The following is a 15,936-nucleotide window of genomic DNA, read 5'->3' as shown; positions in this document are numbered from 1 at the left end:
GTTTGTCAGAGGCGGTGTAAAAGGAGGTGCCGCATGACTATCACGGCGCGGCATCCGAGCTCGTGCTGCCGTTCCTGCGCAAAAACACCCACGCATTAAACCCCGCCCCCATGAACATCAACACGCTCGTCATCGCGAACACCGAATGCATGCCCACGTGCGCCGCGATGAAGCCGCCCGCGAGCGGCCCCGTTACCTGTCCGATGTATTGGGCCGAAGTCGCATAGCCGAGGATATAACCCGCCGCGCTGTCCGGCACGCTATGACGCACCACGCTAGTGATGGCGGGCAAAAGACCGCCGAGCGCAAGCCCCATTAGAAAGCGCAGCACGACGAGCTGCGTGCCGGTCGTGACGAAGATCTGCGGAATCAGCAGCACGCCGCATAATCCGAGACACGCGACGATCACCTTCGTCGCGCCGATGCGGTCCGCCAGCCGCCCAACGCGAGGCGCGGCGAGCACGCTACCCAGCGCGGCGGCGGACATCACGAGGCCCGCGACCAGCGTCACGTTCTTCTGGTCCTGCACCAGTTGCGACACGTACACGGTGATGATCGGTTCGATCGACATGTTGGCGAACATCAGCAGCATGGCGCTCGCGAGCATCGCGATGACGGGCGTAAGCTTCGGCACGTCGCGCCAGCCGCTGCTGCGCGCGCGGCCCGGCGAACCCTTCGCGCCATCGGGCACACGGCGCTCTTCCTTCACGAAGAGCGTCGTCATGATGAACGAGCAGAAAATGAGGCCGCCTGCAAGAAAGAAGGTCGAACGGATGCCGATCAGCCCAGGCAGCAGCCCGCCCACGAGCGGGCCGACGAGATTGCCCGCCATCATTCCCGACGCGTGCGTGCCGAGCGCCCACGCGGTGCGGTGCCGTGGCGTCTGCGTCGCGATCATCACGATGGCGCCGCTCGCATAGCCGCCGACGAGTCCCGCGAGAAAGCGGATCGCCACCAGTTGCCAGACCGTCTGCACGACACCGAGCAGCGACATGGTGATCGCCATGCCGAGACTCGCGCGGATCAAAATCGGCTTGCGGCCATATCGGTCGGCAAGACGCCCCCACAAAGGCGCGACGAGACCCGCCGCCAGAAAGGTCGCGCCGAACGCGACGCCCGACCATTGCACCGCGCTCTCCACGGAGGCCGCGCCTAACTGCTGCACGTAAAGCGGCAAAAAGGGCAGGAGGAGCGTCATCGCCATGATGGTGGTGAACGAACCGAACACGCAGACGTAGAGATTGCGTTGCCAGTGCAGCGAGCCATCGGCGTGCGGCGGAACAGTAGCGGACATGTGGATGCGGACAGGAGAGTGAAGTCGAGTTCCCGTGAATGTCGCAGATTTCATGGCGATGCGCTTGGCCACGACGACGCGGCATGCATCGTGCAACGGCCCTGGGCGCGTTACGATGAACGCGCCACGAGTCCACGACCGATGGAGAACGCCGAGTGAAGATCGCGAGTTTCAACATCAACGGCATCCGCCCGCGCCTGTCCGCCCTGCTCGGGTGGCTCGAACGCGAGGAGCCGGATATCGTCTGTCTGCAGGAGCTGAAAGCAACCGATGCGCAGTTTCCCGCCGCCGATATCGAGAAAGCGGGCTACGGCGCGCTGTGGCACGGTCAGGCATCGTGGAACGGCGTCGCCATTCTCGCCAAGGGCGCGGAACCGATCCTCAGCCGGCGCGGATTGCCAGGTGGCGAAGACGACACACATAGCCGCTACATCGAGGCCGCAGTCAACGGTTTGCTGATCGGATGCCTTTATCTTCCGAACGGCAACCCGCAGCCCGGCCCGAAGTTCGACTACAAGCTCGCGTGGTTCGAGCGCCTCAACGCGCACGCGGCCGCTTTGCTCAAGAGTGGCCATCCTGTCGTGCTCGCGGGCGATTACAACGTCATTCCCACCGACGAGGATATCTACAACACCCGCTCATGGAAAAAGGACGCGCTATTGCAGCCCGAGAGTCGCGCGGCTTACGAGAAGCTGTTGGCGCAAGGCTGGACCGATGCATTGCGCAAGCATTTTCCGAATGAGCGTATCTATACGTTCTGGGATTATTTTCGGCAGCATTGGCAGACGAACTCGGGCTTGCGTATCGATCATCTCTTGCTGAGCAAGGACCTCGCGCTGAAGCTGAAAGATGCGGGCGTCGACACGTGGGTGCGTGGCGAGCCGCATGCAAGCGATCATGCGCCAACGTGGATCGTGCTGAAGGAAGGGCGCGGCGGCGCGCGCCCGAAGAAGAAGGCGGCGGACGCTTGAGGCGCGTCAGCTCGATCTTTTCGATGCCGCGCGTGTTGCCTTCGTGACAGCGGTCTGCGCGCTCTGTGTGATCTCGCCGCTCGCATCGAGAATGACGCCGCTGGTTTGCTCCGCGGTTGTAGTCGCGGTGTCGGCGAGATCGGTGATGACGGCGCCCGTGGACTGCGCGGCTTCGGTGGCGTCGGTCGTGGCGGTATCGAAGAGACCCTTCAGTTTGATGCCATTTTGCTCATACTGACTGCGCACTTCGCCGACGACGTCAGCTTCCGTCGACGTGATGATCGACAACACATGCTGTCCGTACGATGCCGCTTTCTGCGGGAACTGCGCGAGCATGATCGACTGCCAGCCGAAGACATCGCCGGCGCTGGCTTCATCGCCCGCTTTCAGAAGCGCGTTGCTTTCCTCGACCATTTTATTGACGGTCTGCACGTTGAGTTCGGCGAGCGCCTGCATGGTGCTCGCGAATCGGCCGCTGATAGTGAGAAACGCCTGTAGATTGGCGCGAGCAAGCGATGGCATCTGGTAGGCGAATTGACCGGGGTATTGGAACATTTGGCGCTCCTTGTGGGATTGGGTATGTTCGCGGCGCTCGTGCCGCATGCGATCAATGAGACGTGACGGTGTAGCGCCGGTTCCCTCGATCCCGCGCGAAATTTTGCTGACACTCGTGCTTATGCGACAACGCGAAGAAGTGTCGCTGAACCGTCACTCCTCCCCCTGCCTCAAACTCAACGGCATCTCCCCCGCAATCTCGCGCTCGACATCCGCCGCCGCTCTGCCGCGATTGAAGAACGCATTGAGCAGGATCGCAAACACGGCAGCAAGCGTGATGCCGCTGTGCGTCAACGGCCCGGCCCACGCCGGCATGTGCGCAAAGAACGTCGGCGCGACGAGCGGAATCACGCCCACGCCCAGACTGATCGCGATGATCAGCAAGTTGTTCTTGCTCTCGTAATCGACCTTGCCGAGTATCTTCACGCCCGTGGCCGCGACCATGCCGAACATCGCGATTCCCGCGCCGCCCAACACGACCACGGGAATCGATGCGATCAAATTCGACAGCTTCGGCAAGAGCCCGAGCAATATCAGGATCACGCCCGATACCGCGACCACCCAGCGGCTCTTCACGCCCGTAATCCCGACGAGTCCGATGTTCTGCGAAAACGAGCTATGCGGAAACGTATTGAAGATGCCGCCAATCACCGTGCCAAGGCCATCGGTGCGTAAGCCACGCGTTGCGTCGCCGCGCGATACCGGCCGCCCCGCGAGATCGCCCAGCGCGAGAAACATGCCGAGCGATTCCACCATGATGACGACCATCACGAGACACAGCGACGCAATCGCCGCGATATCGAAAGTCGGCCAGCCGAAAGCGAACGGCCGCACCGGAGAAAACCATGCCGCTTGAGCGGTGCCCGAGACATCGACGAGTCCGAGCGCCAACGCGACCGCGAAGCCAATCGCCATGCCGAGCAGCACGGAGATATTCGCGAGAAAGCCGCGCAGATACTTGTTGATGACGAGAATCGCCAGCAGCACGATGCCCGCGATCATCAAGTTCTTCGGATCGCCGAAATTAGGCGCGCCGCGCCCGCCGCCCGCCCAGTTGATCGCCACCGGAAAGAGCGTCATGCCTATGGTCAGGATGATCGTGCCTGTGACGATAGGCGGAAAGAAGCGCATCAGCCGCCCGAAAAATGGCGCGATGAGTATGGCGAACACGCCCGCCGCGATGGTCGCGCCGAAGATGGCGGTGAGCCCCGCGCCCGACGAAGCCATGGCGACCATCGGCCCGACCGGCGCGAAACTCACGCCCATGATGACCGGCAAGCGAATACCGAATTTCCATACGCCGATGCACTGCACCAACGTCACGATCCCGCACGCGAAGAGGTCCGAGCTGATGAGAAACGCAACCTGATCCTTCGGCAGCTTGAGCGCCGCGCCAATGATGAGCGGCACCGCAATCGCGCCCGCATACATCACGAGCACGTGCTGTATGCCCACTGCAAGCATGGCGGGCAAGGGCAGCACTTCATCGACGGGATGGATCGTGTGGGCCATGTGTGCTCCGCAAGTTTCATGGTTGTCCTGCTCCGGGCGAGTATTGCACCCGCACGCTCCTGGAAAAATATTCGCGCCGCTATAGATGGCATGCAATGGCGCATCGACGCGCCGACTCAAGCGGCGAACGGCCAAACCTTCGCCGCTTTCGGTACGAATGTGCTGGCGCCAGAGTGGATGGACTACACTCTTTCTCGCGCGCGGCGTCATGGGTTGCTTGGAGTTTTTTTGCTTGCCGCTGGCGCATCGTTTCGGTCGCACCGGAGCCAGTCGCGATGAACCTGTTGCTCGTCGACGATAATGAAGCCTGCATCGAGACTCTCGCCGATATCGCGACGAGTCTCGGGCACACCGCTGCCATTGCGTACGACGGCGCCGGTTGTCTAGCGCTCACGAGTCACACGCGTTTCGACCGCATCTTTCTCGACATTTCCCTGCCCGACGCCGACGGCCGCGACATCTGCAGCCGGATTCGCGCCGCCGGTCTTTCGCGCGACGCCCGCATCATCGCAATGACGGGTCACTCCGATTTCGTCGATGGCAGCGGCGAAACGGAATTCGACGGTTATCTCCTCAAGCCCATCAGCCTCCAGGCGCTGGAACTATTCCTGCTGACACGCTGATTTGGTCTGATTGCATGGGATAGTTTTGACCGGCTTCTGTCCATCCAGGATCGAACGACCGGAAGCAATTGCCGATCGCTTGCGAATCGCTTTATCGAGCTAGCGAAAATGCGCGGAAGGCACGCGCCAAAAGGCTTCGCAGACTGTCGATTTTTGAGACGACGTGCTACATTCCGAGCGCCTTTGCGTTGCTTTCGGTCATTCGCAGTTCTGCGCGGCCGATCGTTGCAGCGCAAAAGCGCTATCGCCCGGCGCGGCTCGCCAGTCATCCTACGGACGCGCGCATAAAAACATTCGCACAGGAATCTCGGCATGGATATGGTCGGCGGAACTCGGCTAGCCCAATTGTTCAACAGCAACCAGGCGGGACTGCTCGCCGAGTGGATCACGCAGCAGCACGCAATCGCATCGCGGCGCGGACTGGTCGGCGAAGCGGAGTTGCGCAATCAGTTCGGACAGTTCGTCGAACTCATGGTGGCCGCGCTCGGCGCGAGCGACACGGTCGACTTCGAATCGAGCGCGTGGCAGGAAGTGCGCGCATTTCTCGCCGATATGTCCGGCCAACGCGCGCGTCAGGGTTTCTCGCCGGTCGAGACCGCGATGTTCGTGTTCTCGCTGAAGCAGCCTCTGTTCGCGCGCCTGCGCGCATCGCTCGAAGGCGAGCCCGCGACGCTTGCCGATCTCACCTGGACCATCAGCACACTCTTCGACGCGCTCGGCCTCTACACCACCGAAGTGTTCCAGGCGAGCCGTGAGCAAGTGATCGTACGTCAGCAACAAGAGTTGCTCGAACTGTCCACGCCTGTCGTGCAACTGTGGGACGGCATCCTCGCGTTGCCGCTCATCGGCACGCTGGATTCGGCGCGCACGCAGGTGGTCATGGAAAACCTGCTGCAGAAGATCGTCGAGACGGGCGCCGCCATCTCGATCATCGACATCACGGGCGTGCCGACCGTCGATACGCTCGTCGCGCAGCATCTGCTGAAGACCGTGGCGGCGGCGCGTTTGATGGGCGCGGACTGCATCATCAGCGGGATTCGGCCGCAGATTGCGCAGACCATCGTGCATCTGGGCGTGAACCTGTCCAACGTCACGACGAAGGCGACGCTCGCGGCGGCGTTCGTCGTCGCGCTGCAGCGCACCGGCAAGTCGCTCTCCGTCGAAAACACGCAGCGCGGGGGCAAGAGCGGCGCATCCGGTACAGCAGGCCCGGCGGGTTCGTACGACGCGCTGCAAGCCGAATGACGGCGCGCGTCGACAACCGCCACGCACAACGCGATTAGAAAGACCGAACGGGGCCAGCGATGGAACGCATTCCGATTCTCACGATGGGCAAGCTGCTGCTCGTCACCATTCAAGTGGACATGCACGACCGTCTTGCGCTCACGCTGCAGGACGATCTGACGAGCCGTATCGTGAAAGATGGCGCGCGCGGCGTGCTGATCGACATTTCTTCACTCGATGTGGTCGATTCGTTCATCGGCCGCATGATCGGCAACACGGCGGCCATGGCGCGCGTGCTCGATGCGCAGACGGTGGTCGTCGGCATGCAGCCATCGGTTGCCATCACGCTCGTCGAACTCGGGCTCGCGCTGCCGGGCGTGCGCACCGCGCTGAACGTCGAGAAGGGCATGGCGTTGCTCAATCAGAGCATCTACTGACGGCCGCATGTGACGCCTTCCATGACGACCTTCACTTCATCAGCCGCGCAAGCCGCCTCGACGTCGCCCATCACGCTGCCGATCCGCTCCGACGAGCAGATCGTGCGCTTGCGTCAGCTCGTGCGCGAAAAAGCCGTCGCGCAGGGCTTGTCGCTCATCGATCAGACCAAGTTCGTGACGGCCGCAAGCGAGCTGGCACGCAACACGCTCATCTACGGTGGCGGCGGCGACGTGCACTGCTTACTCGTCGAGCGCAATGGGCGCCGTGGCCTCAAACTCGAATTCGTCGATCAGGGTCCCGGTATCCCGGATATCGCCCGCGCGCTGTCCGACGGCTTCACCTCGGGTCATGGTCTCGGGCTTGGTCTGGGCGGCGCAAAGCGCCTGTGCGACGAGTTTGAGATTCGCTCGGCGCCGGGCGAGGGCACTTACGTTTCGATCACCAAATGGAAACCGTTTTGAAGGAATCGATGGCCGCGCAGCAGCGCTTCGAAATCGCGGAGGCGAGTCAGATCGCCTTCGCCCGGCGCGCTATCGGCGAACTCGCGCGCGGCCTCGGTTTCAACGAGACGGTCGCGGGAAAACTGGCGATCGTCGTGACCGAATGCAGCACCAATCTGCTGAAGCATGCCGAGCGCGGCGAGTTGCTGGTGCGGCCGCTCGAAGATAGCGGGCGTTACGGCATCGAAGTACTGTGCATCGACAGCGGACCGGGAATCGCGGATCTTTACCGGTGCTTCGAGGACGGTTACACGACCGCCGGCAGCCCGGGCAACGGCATGGGCGCGATCAAACGTCTGTCCGACGAACTCGACATCTGGAGCCAGCCGGGACAAGGCACGGTGCTGCGCACGGTGTTCTGGAGCGGCGAAGCCAACCATGCGGCACCGGCGCGCGTGACGTATGGCGTCGTCAATCTGCCGCTCGAAACCGAAACCGTTTCCGGCGATGCCTGGTCCTGCCACATGGGCGAGAACGACTTCACCGTGCTCGTCGCCGATGGCCTCGGGCACGGTCCGCTTGCCAATCTCGCGGCAATCGAAGCGGCGAAAATTCTGGGCACGGACGGCGACGCATCGCTCGAACGCATCATGGAACTGGCCAACGGCGCGCTGCGCACCACTCGCGGCGCGGCAGTGGGCATCGCGCGCGTGCCGTTCGCCAGTGACTCGGCGGCAGTCGCGTTTGCGGGCATCGGCAATATTTCGGCGAGTGTGTGGTCGCTCGACACGCACAAGCATCTGGTCTCGCACAGCGGCATTGTCGGGCACGCGGCGCGGCGTGCGCAGCAATTCGCGACGCCTTATCCCGCGCACGCGCTCATCGTGCTGCATTCGGACGGGCTTACGTCGCGCTGGGATCTCGCGCGTTATCCGGGTTTGAATCTGCGCCATCCTTCGCTAGTTGCGGCGCTTTTGTATCGCGATTTCACGCGCGGCCGCGACGACGTCACGGTTTTTGTCGCGCGCATGGGCGTGCGTGCGCCATGACGACGCGCCTCTATTCGATGCGGCTCGAAAGCGAGCACGATATCGTCGCGGCGCGGCGCAAGTCGCGCGATGCGAGCGCGGGACTCGGTTTTTCGTCGCAGGATCAGACGCGCATCGCGACTTCGGTGCTGGAAGCGGCGCGCACGGTGCTGCTCGCGGGCACGTCCGCACGCGCCGATTTTCTCGTCGATACGGACACGCGGCCGGCCCGCTTCGTCGTGCGCTTTTTTGCAAGCGCCGGTGCGGGCGAGCGTCTGCGCGCGGTCAGAACCGACGATTCGCAAGCCGCGCTCGGCCTGCTCGCGGCACAGCGATTGATGGACGAATGCGCCATCGCCGAGGAAGCCGACGGCGGCACGTCCATCTCGCTCGCGAAGGCGCTGCCGGACAACGCGCCCTTCGATGCAACGTCGGCCCGCTCGGTCGCCGACACGCTCTCCGCTTCCACGGACGTCGATTCCACCGCTGAATTGCAGCGTCAGAACCGCGAATTGATCGGCGCGCTGGCCGACTTGCGCGAGCGTCAGGAAGAACTCACGCATCTCACGCGCGAACTCGAAGATACGAATCGCGGCGTGGTGGCGCTTTATGCCGAACTGGATGCGCGCGCCGATCATCTGCGTCGCGCGGACGAGTCAAAGTCGCGTTTTTTGTCGAACATGAGTCACGAGTTCCGCACGCCGCTTTCGTCGATCCGTGCGTTGTCCAAGCTCTTGCTCGAACGTATCGACGGCGAGCTGACCGAGGAGCAGGAAAAGCAGGTGCGCTTCATTCGCCGGGCGGCGGAAGACTTGTCCGAAACGGTCGATGATCTGCTCGACCTCGCCAAGATCGAAGCGGGCAAGATCGACGTGCGTCCCGTCGAATTCGAAGTCGATACGCTTTTTTCCGCGCTGCGCGGCATGCTGCGGCCGCTTTCGCCGGGCGGCGCGGTCGACTTGATTTTCGATTCGTGCGTGGGCCTGCCGCCCATTCGCACCGACGAAGCGAAGGTCGCGCAAGTGCTGCGCAACTTCGTGTCGAACGCGCTCAAGTTCACCGAGCGCGGCGAAGTGCGCGTAAGCGCGAGTTACGACGAAGCGCGGCGGCTGATTACGTTCGCGGTCGCGGACACGGGCATCGGCATCGCGGCCGAACATCAGCACGTGGTGTTCGAGGAATTCGGCCAGGTCGAGAACCGGCTGCAGCAATACGTCAAAGGCACGGGGCTCGGTTTGCCGCTGTGCCGCAAGCTCTGCAAGCTGCTTGGCGGCGATGTGTCGCTCACGAGCGAACCGGGGCGCGGCTCGACCTTCAGCGCGACCATGCCCGCTTATTACGGCGACGAACACGACATCGCGCATACCGAACATTCCGCCGCCGACGACCCTCGTCCGATGGTGCTCGTCGTCGCGAGCAATCCGATCGAGCGACTCGATTGCGAAGCGGCCTTGCGGCAGTCGCCGTATCGCGCGATGACGGCCGCGACGCTCGACGAAGCGACCCGCGCGCTTACTCGCACACGGCCCGCCGCGCTTTTGTTGACCGTGCGGCCCGCGCCGCTCGAAGCGTGGACGTGGCTCGCCGCGTTGCGCGCGCAGGCGGCCATGCGCAACCTGCCGATCGTCGTGCTCGGCGAGGCCGAGGACCGTGGCGAGGCGGAAGCGTTGGGCGCGGCGGCGTTCATCGGCAAACCGGTGGCGGGCAGTGAACTCGCGAGTGTGCTCGCGGCGGTGACGGACGCGCACCGCGCTTACGGAACAGAGTCATGACGAGCGACTGGAGCGAGGTGCTGATCCTCAACGTCGACGACAACGACGGCGCGCGCTATGCGAAAACGCGCATTCTGTCGCGCGCGGGGTTCAATGTCATCGAAGCCGCTACCGGCACGACGGCGCTCGAACGCGTGCGCGCCGAATCGCCCGACCTCGTTTTGCTCGACGTGAAACTGCCCGATATCAACGGGCTCGAAGTGTGCAGGCTCATCAAGGCTTCGCCGGAGACGGCGGGCACGCTCGTGCTGCAGACATCGGCGGCGGCCGTGCATAGCCTCGATCGCATTCGCGGTCTGGAAGGCGGCGCGGACAGTTACCTCACCGAACCCGTCGAGCCCGCCGAATTGATCGCGCATGTGCGTGCGTTGTTGCGCGTGCGGCTTGCGGAAAGCGCGTTGCGGGAAAGCGAGGAGCGGTTTCGTCAGCTTGCCGAGAATATCGACGACATTTTCTGGATGCTCGATCCCGCGACCAATCAGTTGCTCTACGTGAGCCCCGCTTACGCGCGCCTGTGGGATACGCGCCAGGGCGCGCCGCTGCCCACGCCGGGCGTGGATCACTGGTCCAACGAAGTGCATCCGCTCGACCGCGAACATGTGGGCGCGGCGTACCGGGAACTGGCGGCGCACGGCACGCCTTATCAGGAAGAGTTTCGCGTCACGGGTGCCGAGGGCGGTCCGCGCTGGATGGCCGAGCGCGCGTTCCCGATACGCGGCGTGGGCGGACGGCCGGATCGCATCGCGGGCATTGTCAACGATATTTCCGAGCGCAAGGCTGCGGAAATGCTGCTGCGCGACGCCGATCGCCGCAAGGACGAATTTCTTGCGATGCTCGCGCACGAGTTGCGCAATCCGCTCGCGCCAATACAAAACGCCGTCGATTTGCTCGATCCGAAGCGCAAGCCTTCGCCGCAGCACTTCGAAACGGTGCGTACGATCATCGACCGTCAGGTGCGGCATTTGAGCCGTCTTGTCGACGATCTGCTCGATGTCGCGCGCATCACGCAAGGCAAGATCACGCTGCGTCAGGAAGCGGTGGATGTGGCAATGGCGATCGAAGCGGCCATCGAAACCGCGCAGCCCGCGCTGCAGAGAAAACGCCATACGCTCACGACCAAGCTCGGCGATTTGCCGCTATTCATCGTGGGCGATAGCGTGCGGATTGCCCAGGTGTTCGGCAACTTGCTGTCGAATGCATCGAAGTACAGCGTCGAGGAAGGCGAGATCGAGATCGAGACGGCGCGGGTCGGCGACCAGGCGCGCATCAGCGTGCGCGACAAGGGTATCGGAATTGCCGCCGACATGCTGCCGCATATCTTCGATTTGTTCGTGCAGTCGGAGACATCGCTGGAGCGTTCGGAAGGCGGGCTCGGCATCGGCTTGCCGCTTGCGAGGACGCTCGTCGAGTTGCAGGGCGGACGTATCGAAGCGTATTCGGCGGGACTGCAACAGGGCAGCGAGTTCGTCGTGTGGTTGCCGCTTGCGTGTGGACCGCAGGCGGTGCCGGTTCCGCGTGTCGAGATCGCGCCGGGATCGAGCGGCGGCAGACGCGTGCTGCTCGTGGATGACAGCGTGGACGCGGCAACCGCCATGGGTCTTCTGCTCGAAGCCGATGGCTACGATGTGCGCGTCGTCCACGATGCGACGGCTGCGCTCGAAATCAGCGAGACATTCGCGCCGCAGATCGTGCTGCTGGATATCGGCTTGCCGGGGATGGATGGATTTCGCCTCGCCTGCGAGATGCGCAAGCGTCCGGCGACCGCGGATGCGCTCTTGATCGCGGTGACGGGTTATGGACAGGCGCATGACCGGCAACGGTCGAAGGAAGCCGGGTTCGATCATCATCTCGTGAAGCCGGTGGCGTTCGAGGAAATTCAGAAGGCGGTGGCGGGGCGGTTTGGGGCTTGAACGCCTGCCGGCTAGCGTTCGCGGCGTGCGCGTTTCATCTCGAGGTATAAGCGATTCGCTACTGGATCGTTGGCCATGTATGCAACGTCTTCGCCGCTGCTTTCCATTTGGCCATCGAGACCGGGTAACGCGGTGAGATGCGCAAGCAGGCCGGCGTGAGAGACGGCATCGACAATCAACGGCGCGAAATAGCTATCGAGATGCTTGTCCGCCGGGCTCTCGATTTCCTTTGTGAGCGCTTCCAGATAGGCTTCTTTACGCGATGCGCTCCAGTTGATCGCGAAATTGGCCCGGTAACAAAGCTCGGCATGAACGATCAGCATGGTGCGGCCGTTTCCGTCGAGAAACGGATGCGCCCAGGCGAATGCGCCCATCACGGTTCCAGGCGCTTCTCGCATCTTCAGCGGATGGTTGCCGATGGCAAGACCCCATTCAACCGCGCGTTGACATTGTTCCGACGCTTCGAACTGAATGCGTTGCCCCTTGCCGACGAGTCTTGCCACGCCTAGCGAGTAACGATCTTTTCCCGCCCAGGGATAGAACTCGTCGAACAGAATTCCGTGGACCTTGAGGAAATGCTCATAAGCAATGTTGCCTCGCACCGAGCGCAAAAATGTCAGTGCCTTTTCGAGGTTTGCTTCGAAGAAGCCGTGCTCCTGATACTTCAGCTCGTCGAGATCCTTGATGCGTTCAATGTTACGCAGATAGCCTGCCGTCTCGTAGTCCCCGAACGGGTCGAACACGCCTCACCTCTTTCAAATGATTGGTCATCAAGCGTGCGAACTGACGCGCGTTGACAATGTCGTTCTTCTTCAGCAACACGAGCAACTTCCCTGTCAAGTCGAAGTCGACGTCGTCTCCAGCGGCGCGTGTCACAGCTTCCGCGAAGTCATCGAGCCCGGAGCGCCGGTATTCGATGCCATGCGACTTCGCAAGGCGCTCTACGAAACTCGCAACGCCTTGAGTGGGCAGCTCGTCGATATTCGCGGGCAGCCCGGGCGTTTTGGTAACGTCTGTCTCGGCGCGCGGACGGACCACGTATTGCACCTGAATGTCGTCCCACCCGAGCTTGCGCTGAGTCCGGTTTGTTCCGATATCGACCAGGCAAACAGCGCGATCGCGTTCGCGCCGAATGGTCAAGCCGATGACATGCACGCCTAGTTTGTCGAACACTTCGAGAAGCAATATTTCCAGCCGCACTGCAAGTTGCGCTTTGCCCGCCGAATCTGGAACCGCCTTTGCAAAAATTCCGGCTCCTAGTCTAACCAGCCGGCCATCGTCAATTTGATGCTGTATTGCCGTACTGAGGTGGGAGGCACTCGCAAGACCACTCAAGTCACGGCGAAGCACGACATTGCCTGCGCGTTTCTTCAATGAGATCGACAGCTTGCTATCCAGGTTCATGAAGCACCTCGGTTCGTCGACAAGGTAGTCATTATAAAACGATAAAAACGATTTAGATACATGAAGTTAGACGCGCATTAATTGCCTGATTACCAGCAACATATGCACCTTGCTTTAACGTGTGATGCGCGTTTTCACCTATCAATCCCTCGTTGACTCCACGCCCATCACGTCCCACACTTCACTCCAAGCAAGTGTGATCACAGGTCACACAAACCATACGAAACCAAACCGGAGGCTGTGTTGGCGACTCGCACGACGACAGACCTTCCCGCGCTCGAAGTCGTGGCGCGCGAAACCATGGCCGGGCGCGTCTATGCGCAGTTGCGCGAGGCAATCATGACCGGCCGCTTCGCGCCTGGCCAGTTGCTGAGTCTGCGCAGCGTCGCGGAAGCGGTCGGGTCATCCACCATGCCGGTACGCGCCGCGCTCACGCGCCTGCAAGCGGAAGGCGCGCTGATCGACGGCGCCGGACGCGCGCTGATGGTCCCGCCCATGACGCTCGAATTGCTCGAGGAATTGCGCGACGTGCGCATCGCGCTGGAAGGCGCGGTCGCGAAACGCGCGGCATCGCGCATGAGCCGCGCGCATCTCACGCAATTGCAGGAAGTGTTCGACGAGATGGATGCCTACGTCGAAGCCGGCGATGCATCCGCTTATCTGCGCAGCAACTTCGAATTCCATATCGCGATCTACACGCACGGCGCAAGCGATCTCACGCTCGCGACCATTCAAAACTTGTGGATGCGCATCGGCCCGTTCCTGAACCTCGTCGCGCCGGACATTCCGCACATGCGCAAGTCGATGGCCGCGCATCGGCATATCGTCGATGCGCTTTGGCGCGGGGATGGCGAAGGCGCGCGCGCGGGCATCGAGGAAGATATCGGCGATGCGGCGGCCGATCTACAGGAACGGCTTCCGGCCGCTCATTCGGAAAGCGGCAACGGCGAGCAAAAGGCAAGCGCCTGAGTTTGTATTCAACGATAACAATGACGGAGACATGATGACGGTTCTTCAGATGCTGAAACCGCACGGGGGTTTGCGCGTGCTCGTGACAGGCGGCGCATCGGGCATCGGGCTCGTGATTGCGCGGGCCTTCGTCGATGCCGGCGCGCGCGTGCACGTGTGCGATGCGAGTCAGGAAGCCATCGACGCACTCGCCGAAGCCGAAGCCAGCACGGAACTCAACGCGATCAGTTCGACGCTCGCGGATGTGTCGGATAAAGCGGCCGTGGAGCGCGTCTTCGCCGATGTCGAGCGCGAGCTCGGCGGTCTCGACGTGCTTCTGAATAACGCGGGAATCGCGGGACCGACAGGCGGTATCGACGAGCTCGACGAGAAGGATTGGGAAGACACGGTCGATATCAACCTCAACGCGCAGTTCTATTTCGCGCGTCGCGCGGTGCCGCTTCTGAAGCAGGCGCGCGATGGCGGCGCGATCATCGCGCTGTCGTCGGTTGCGGGCAGGCTCGGCTACGCCTTTCGCACGCCGTATGCCGCAACCAAGTGGGCGGTGGTCGGCATGACCAAGAGTCTTGCCATCGAGCTCGGACCGTCGAACATTCGCGTCAATGCAATTCAGCCGGGCATCGTGAAAGGGCCGCGTATCGAGCGCGTGATCGCGGCGCGTGCGAAGCAACTGAATCTGCCTTACGAAGAGATGGAGAAGCAATATCTCGCGAAGATTTCGCTACGCCGCATGACGACGCCCGAGGAAGTCGCAGCCACCGCCTTGTTCTTGTGTTCGCCGGGCGGCAGCGGCATCTCGGGGCAGGCCATTTCGGTGTGCGGCAACGTCGAAGTGCTCTAAACCAAGGAGACGACATGGCAACGAGACGCAAGGTCATCATCACGTGCGCGCCCACGGGCGCAATTCATACGCCGTCGATGTCGCCGTATCTTCCGGTCACGCCGCAAGAGATCGGCGATGCGGCGCTCGCCGCCGCCAAGGAAGGCGCCGCGATTCTGCATCTGCACGCACGCGATCCGAACGATGGTCATCCCACGCAAGACCCCGCCGTGTTCCAGGAATTTCTGCCGCGCATCAAGGCCGAAACGAACGCCGTCATCAATCTGACGACGGGCGGCAGTCCGCACATGACGGTGGCCGAGCGTCTGAAGCCCGCGCATCACTTCAAGCCCGAAGTGGCGTCGCTCAACATGGGTTCGATGAACTTCGGTCTCTACCCGATGCTGGACCGCTTCAAGGATCTGAAGCACGAGTGGGAGCGCAAGCATCTGGAGAACAGCCGCGATCTCGTGTTCAAGAACACGTTCGCGGATATCGAATACATCCTCACGTCGTGCGGTGCGAACGGCACGCGCTTCGAATACGAATGCTACGACATCTCGCATCTCTATAACCTCGCGCATTTCGTCGATCGCGGGCTCGCCAAGCCGCCTTTCTTCGTGCAAAGCGTGTTCGGTCTGCTCGGCGGTATCGGGCCGCATCCGGAAGACCTCGCGCACATGCGCCGTACCGCCGACCGCCTCTTCGGCAAGGACTATGTCTGGTCGATTCTCGGCGCGGGCCGTAACCAGATCACGCTCGGCTCCATTGGTCTCTCGCAAGGCTCGAACGTGCGCGTGGGCCTGGAAGATTCGTTGTGGATAGAACCGGGCAAGCTCGCCGAATCGAGCGCGGCGCAAGTGCGCAAGATTCGTCAGGTTATCGAAGGACTGTCGCTCGACATCGCCACGCCTGACGAAGCGCGTGAGATGCTGAAGCTGAAGGGCGCAAGCGAAACCAACTTCTGAGCCAGAGG

16 protein-coding genes are annotated in these 15,936 nt (G+C 62.4%); 11 read left to right on the top strand and 5 right to left on the bottom strand.

Features of this window, described 5'->3' with window-relative positions:
• Window positions 1-40: 40 nt before the first annotated feature.
• Window positions 41-1,294 carry an MFS transporter gene (locus NCT04_RS20615; RefSeq protein ID WP_250467497.1) on the bottom strand — a complete coding sequence of 418 codons (1,254 nt, stop codon included), beginning with the start codon at window positions 1,292-1,294 and terminating at the stop codon, window positions 41-43.
• Between the two features lie 155 nt (window positions 1,295-1,449).
• Here NCT04_RS20615 and NCT04_RS20610 point away from each other — a divergent pair, with 155 nt between their 5' ends.
• Window positions 1,450-2,265 carry an exodeoxyribonuclease III gene (locus tag NCT04_RS20610; protein ID WP_250467496.1) on the top strand — a complete coding sequence of 272 codons (816 nt, stop codon included), beginning with the start codon at window positions 1,450-1,452 and terminating at the stop codon, window positions 2,263-2,265.
• A 6-nt stretch (window positions 2,266-2,271) separates the two neighbouring features.
• Here the strand turns inward: NCT04_RS20610 and NCT04_RS20605 are convergent, their stop codons facing one another.
• Both NCT04_RS20605 and NCT04_RS20600 read right to left on the bottom strand, forming a co-directional pair.
• Window positions 2,272-2,820, bottom strand: a complete 549-nt coding sequence (locus NCT04_RS20605) for a phasin family protein (protein WP_250467495.1) — start codon at window positions 2,818-2,820, stop codon at window positions 2,272-2,274.
• 153 nt (window positions 2,821-2,973) lie between these two features.
• Window positions 2,974-4,332 carry a nucleobase:cation symporter-2 family protein gene (locus NCT04_RS20600; RefSeq protein ID WP_244828746.1) on the bottom strand — a complete coding sequence of 453 codons (1,359 nt, stop codon included), beginning with the start codon at window positions 4,330-4,332 and terminating at the stop codon, window positions 2,974-2,976.
• A gap of 275 nt (window positions 4,333-4,607) precedes the next feature.
• Here NCT04_RS20600 and NCT04_RS20595 point away from each other — a divergent pair, with 275 nt between their 5' ends.
• From NCT04_RS20595 to NCT04_RS20565, 7 genes are all read left to right on the top strand, one after another.
• The gene (locus tag NCT04_RS20595; protein WP_244828745.1) at window positions 4,608-4,955 is read left to right on the top strand and encodes a response regulator; all 348 of its coding nucleotides are present in this window, start codon (window positions 4,608-4,610) and stop codon (window positions 4,953-4,955) included.
• Window positions 4,956-5,267: 312 nt separating this feature from the next.
• Window positions 5,268-6,200, top strand: a complete 933-nt coding sequence (locus NCT04_RS20590; RefSeq protein ID WP_244828744.1) for an STAS domain-containing protein — start codon at window positions 5,268-5,270, stop codon at window positions 6,198-6,200.
• 59 nt (window positions 6,201-6,259) lie between these two features.
• A complete protein-coding gene (locus tag NCT04_RS20585; protein ID WP_244828743.1) occupies window positions 6,260-6,616 on the top strand; it encodes an STAS domain-containing protein in 357 nt (118 codons plus the stop codon).
• Between the two features lie 21 nt (window positions 6,617-6,637).
• Entirely contained in the window at window positions 6,638-7,078 is a 441-nt protein-coding gene (locus NCT04_RS20580; RefSeq protein WP_244828742.1) for an anti-sigma regulatory factor, read from the top strand.
• Entirely contained in the window at window positions 7,063-8,106 is a 1,044-nt protein-coding gene (locus tag NCT04_RS20575; RefSeq protein ID WP_250467494.1) for an ATP-binding SpoIIE family protein phosphatase, read from the top strand. Before NCT04_RS20580 ends, NCT04_RS20575 begins: the two co-directional genes overlap by 16 nt.
• Window positions 8,103-9,857 carry an ATP-binding response regulator gene (locus NCT04_RS20570; protein WP_250467493.1) on the top strand — a complete coding sequence of 585 codons (1,755 nt, stop codon included), beginning with the start codon at window positions 8,103-8,105 and terminating at the stop codon, window positions 9,855-9,857. Before NCT04_RS20575 ends, NCT04_RS20570 begins: the two co-directional genes overlap by 4 nt.
• Window positions 9,854-11,767 (top strand): hybrid sensor histidine kinase/response regulator, encoded by a 1,914-nt coding sequence (locus tag NCT04_RS20565; RefSeq protein WP_250467492.1) that lies wholly within the window; start codon window positions 9,854-9,856, stop codon window positions 11,765-11,767. The genes NCT04_RS20570 and NCT04_RS20565 overlap by 4 nt, the downstream gene beginning before the upstream one ends.
• 11 nt (window positions 11,768-11,778) lie before the next feature.
• On the opposite strand, the gene NCT04_RS20560 is transcribed toward NCT04_RS20565, so the two are convergent.
• Window positions 11,779-12,510 carry a Fic family protein gene (locus NCT04_RS20560; protein WP_250467491.1) on the bottom strand — a complete coding sequence of 244 codons (732 nt, stop codon included), beginning with the start codon at window positions 12,508-12,510 and terminating at the stop codon, window positions 11,779-11,781.
• Window positions 12,464-13,171 carry a hypothetical protein gene (locus tag NCT04_RS20555; protein WP_250467490.1) on the bottom strand — a complete coding sequence of 236 codons (708 nt, stop codon included), beginning with the start codon at window positions 13,169-13,171 and terminating at the stop codon, window positions 12,464-12,466. The genes NCT04_RS20560 and NCT04_RS20555 overlap by 47 nt, the downstream gene beginning before the upstream one ends.
• 300 nt (window positions 13,172-13,471) lie before the next feature.
• Here NCT04_RS20555 and NCT04_RS20550 point away from each other — a divergent pair, with 300 nt between their 5' ends.
• The 3 genes from NCT04_RS20550 to kce are packed head-to-tail and all read left to right on the top strand — an operon-like array spanning window position 13,472 to window position 15,928.
• Window positions 13,472-14,140, top strand: a complete 669-nt coding sequence (locus NCT04_RS20550) for a GntR family transcriptional regulator (protein WP_284503398.1) — start codon at window positions 13,472-13,474, stop codon at window positions 14,138-14,140.
• A 34-nt stretch (window positions 14,141-14,174) separates the two neighbouring features.
• Window positions 14,175-14,981, top strand: coding sequence for an SDR family oxidoreductase (locus NCT04_RS20545; RefSeq protein ID WP_250467701.1), 807 nt, complete (start codon window positions 14,175-14,177; stop codon window positions 14,979-14,981).
• 14 nt (window positions 14,982-14,995) lie between these two features.
• Entirely contained in the window at window positions 14,996-15,928 is a 933-nt protein-coding gene (kce, locus tag NCT04_RS20540) for a 3,5-dioxohexanoate:acetyl-CoA acetone transferase (protein WP_250467488.1), read from the top strand.
• Window positions 15,929-15,936 lie beyond the last annotated feature (8 nt).

Source organism: Caballeronia sp. GAFFF2 (assembly GCF_023631485.1).
Lineage (GTDB): Bacteria > Pseudomonadota > Gammaproteobacteria > Burkholderiales > Burkholderiaceae > Caballeronia.
Note: the sequence above shows the minus strand (reverse complement) of the source record. Positions and strands in the feature narration are given on the sequence as shown.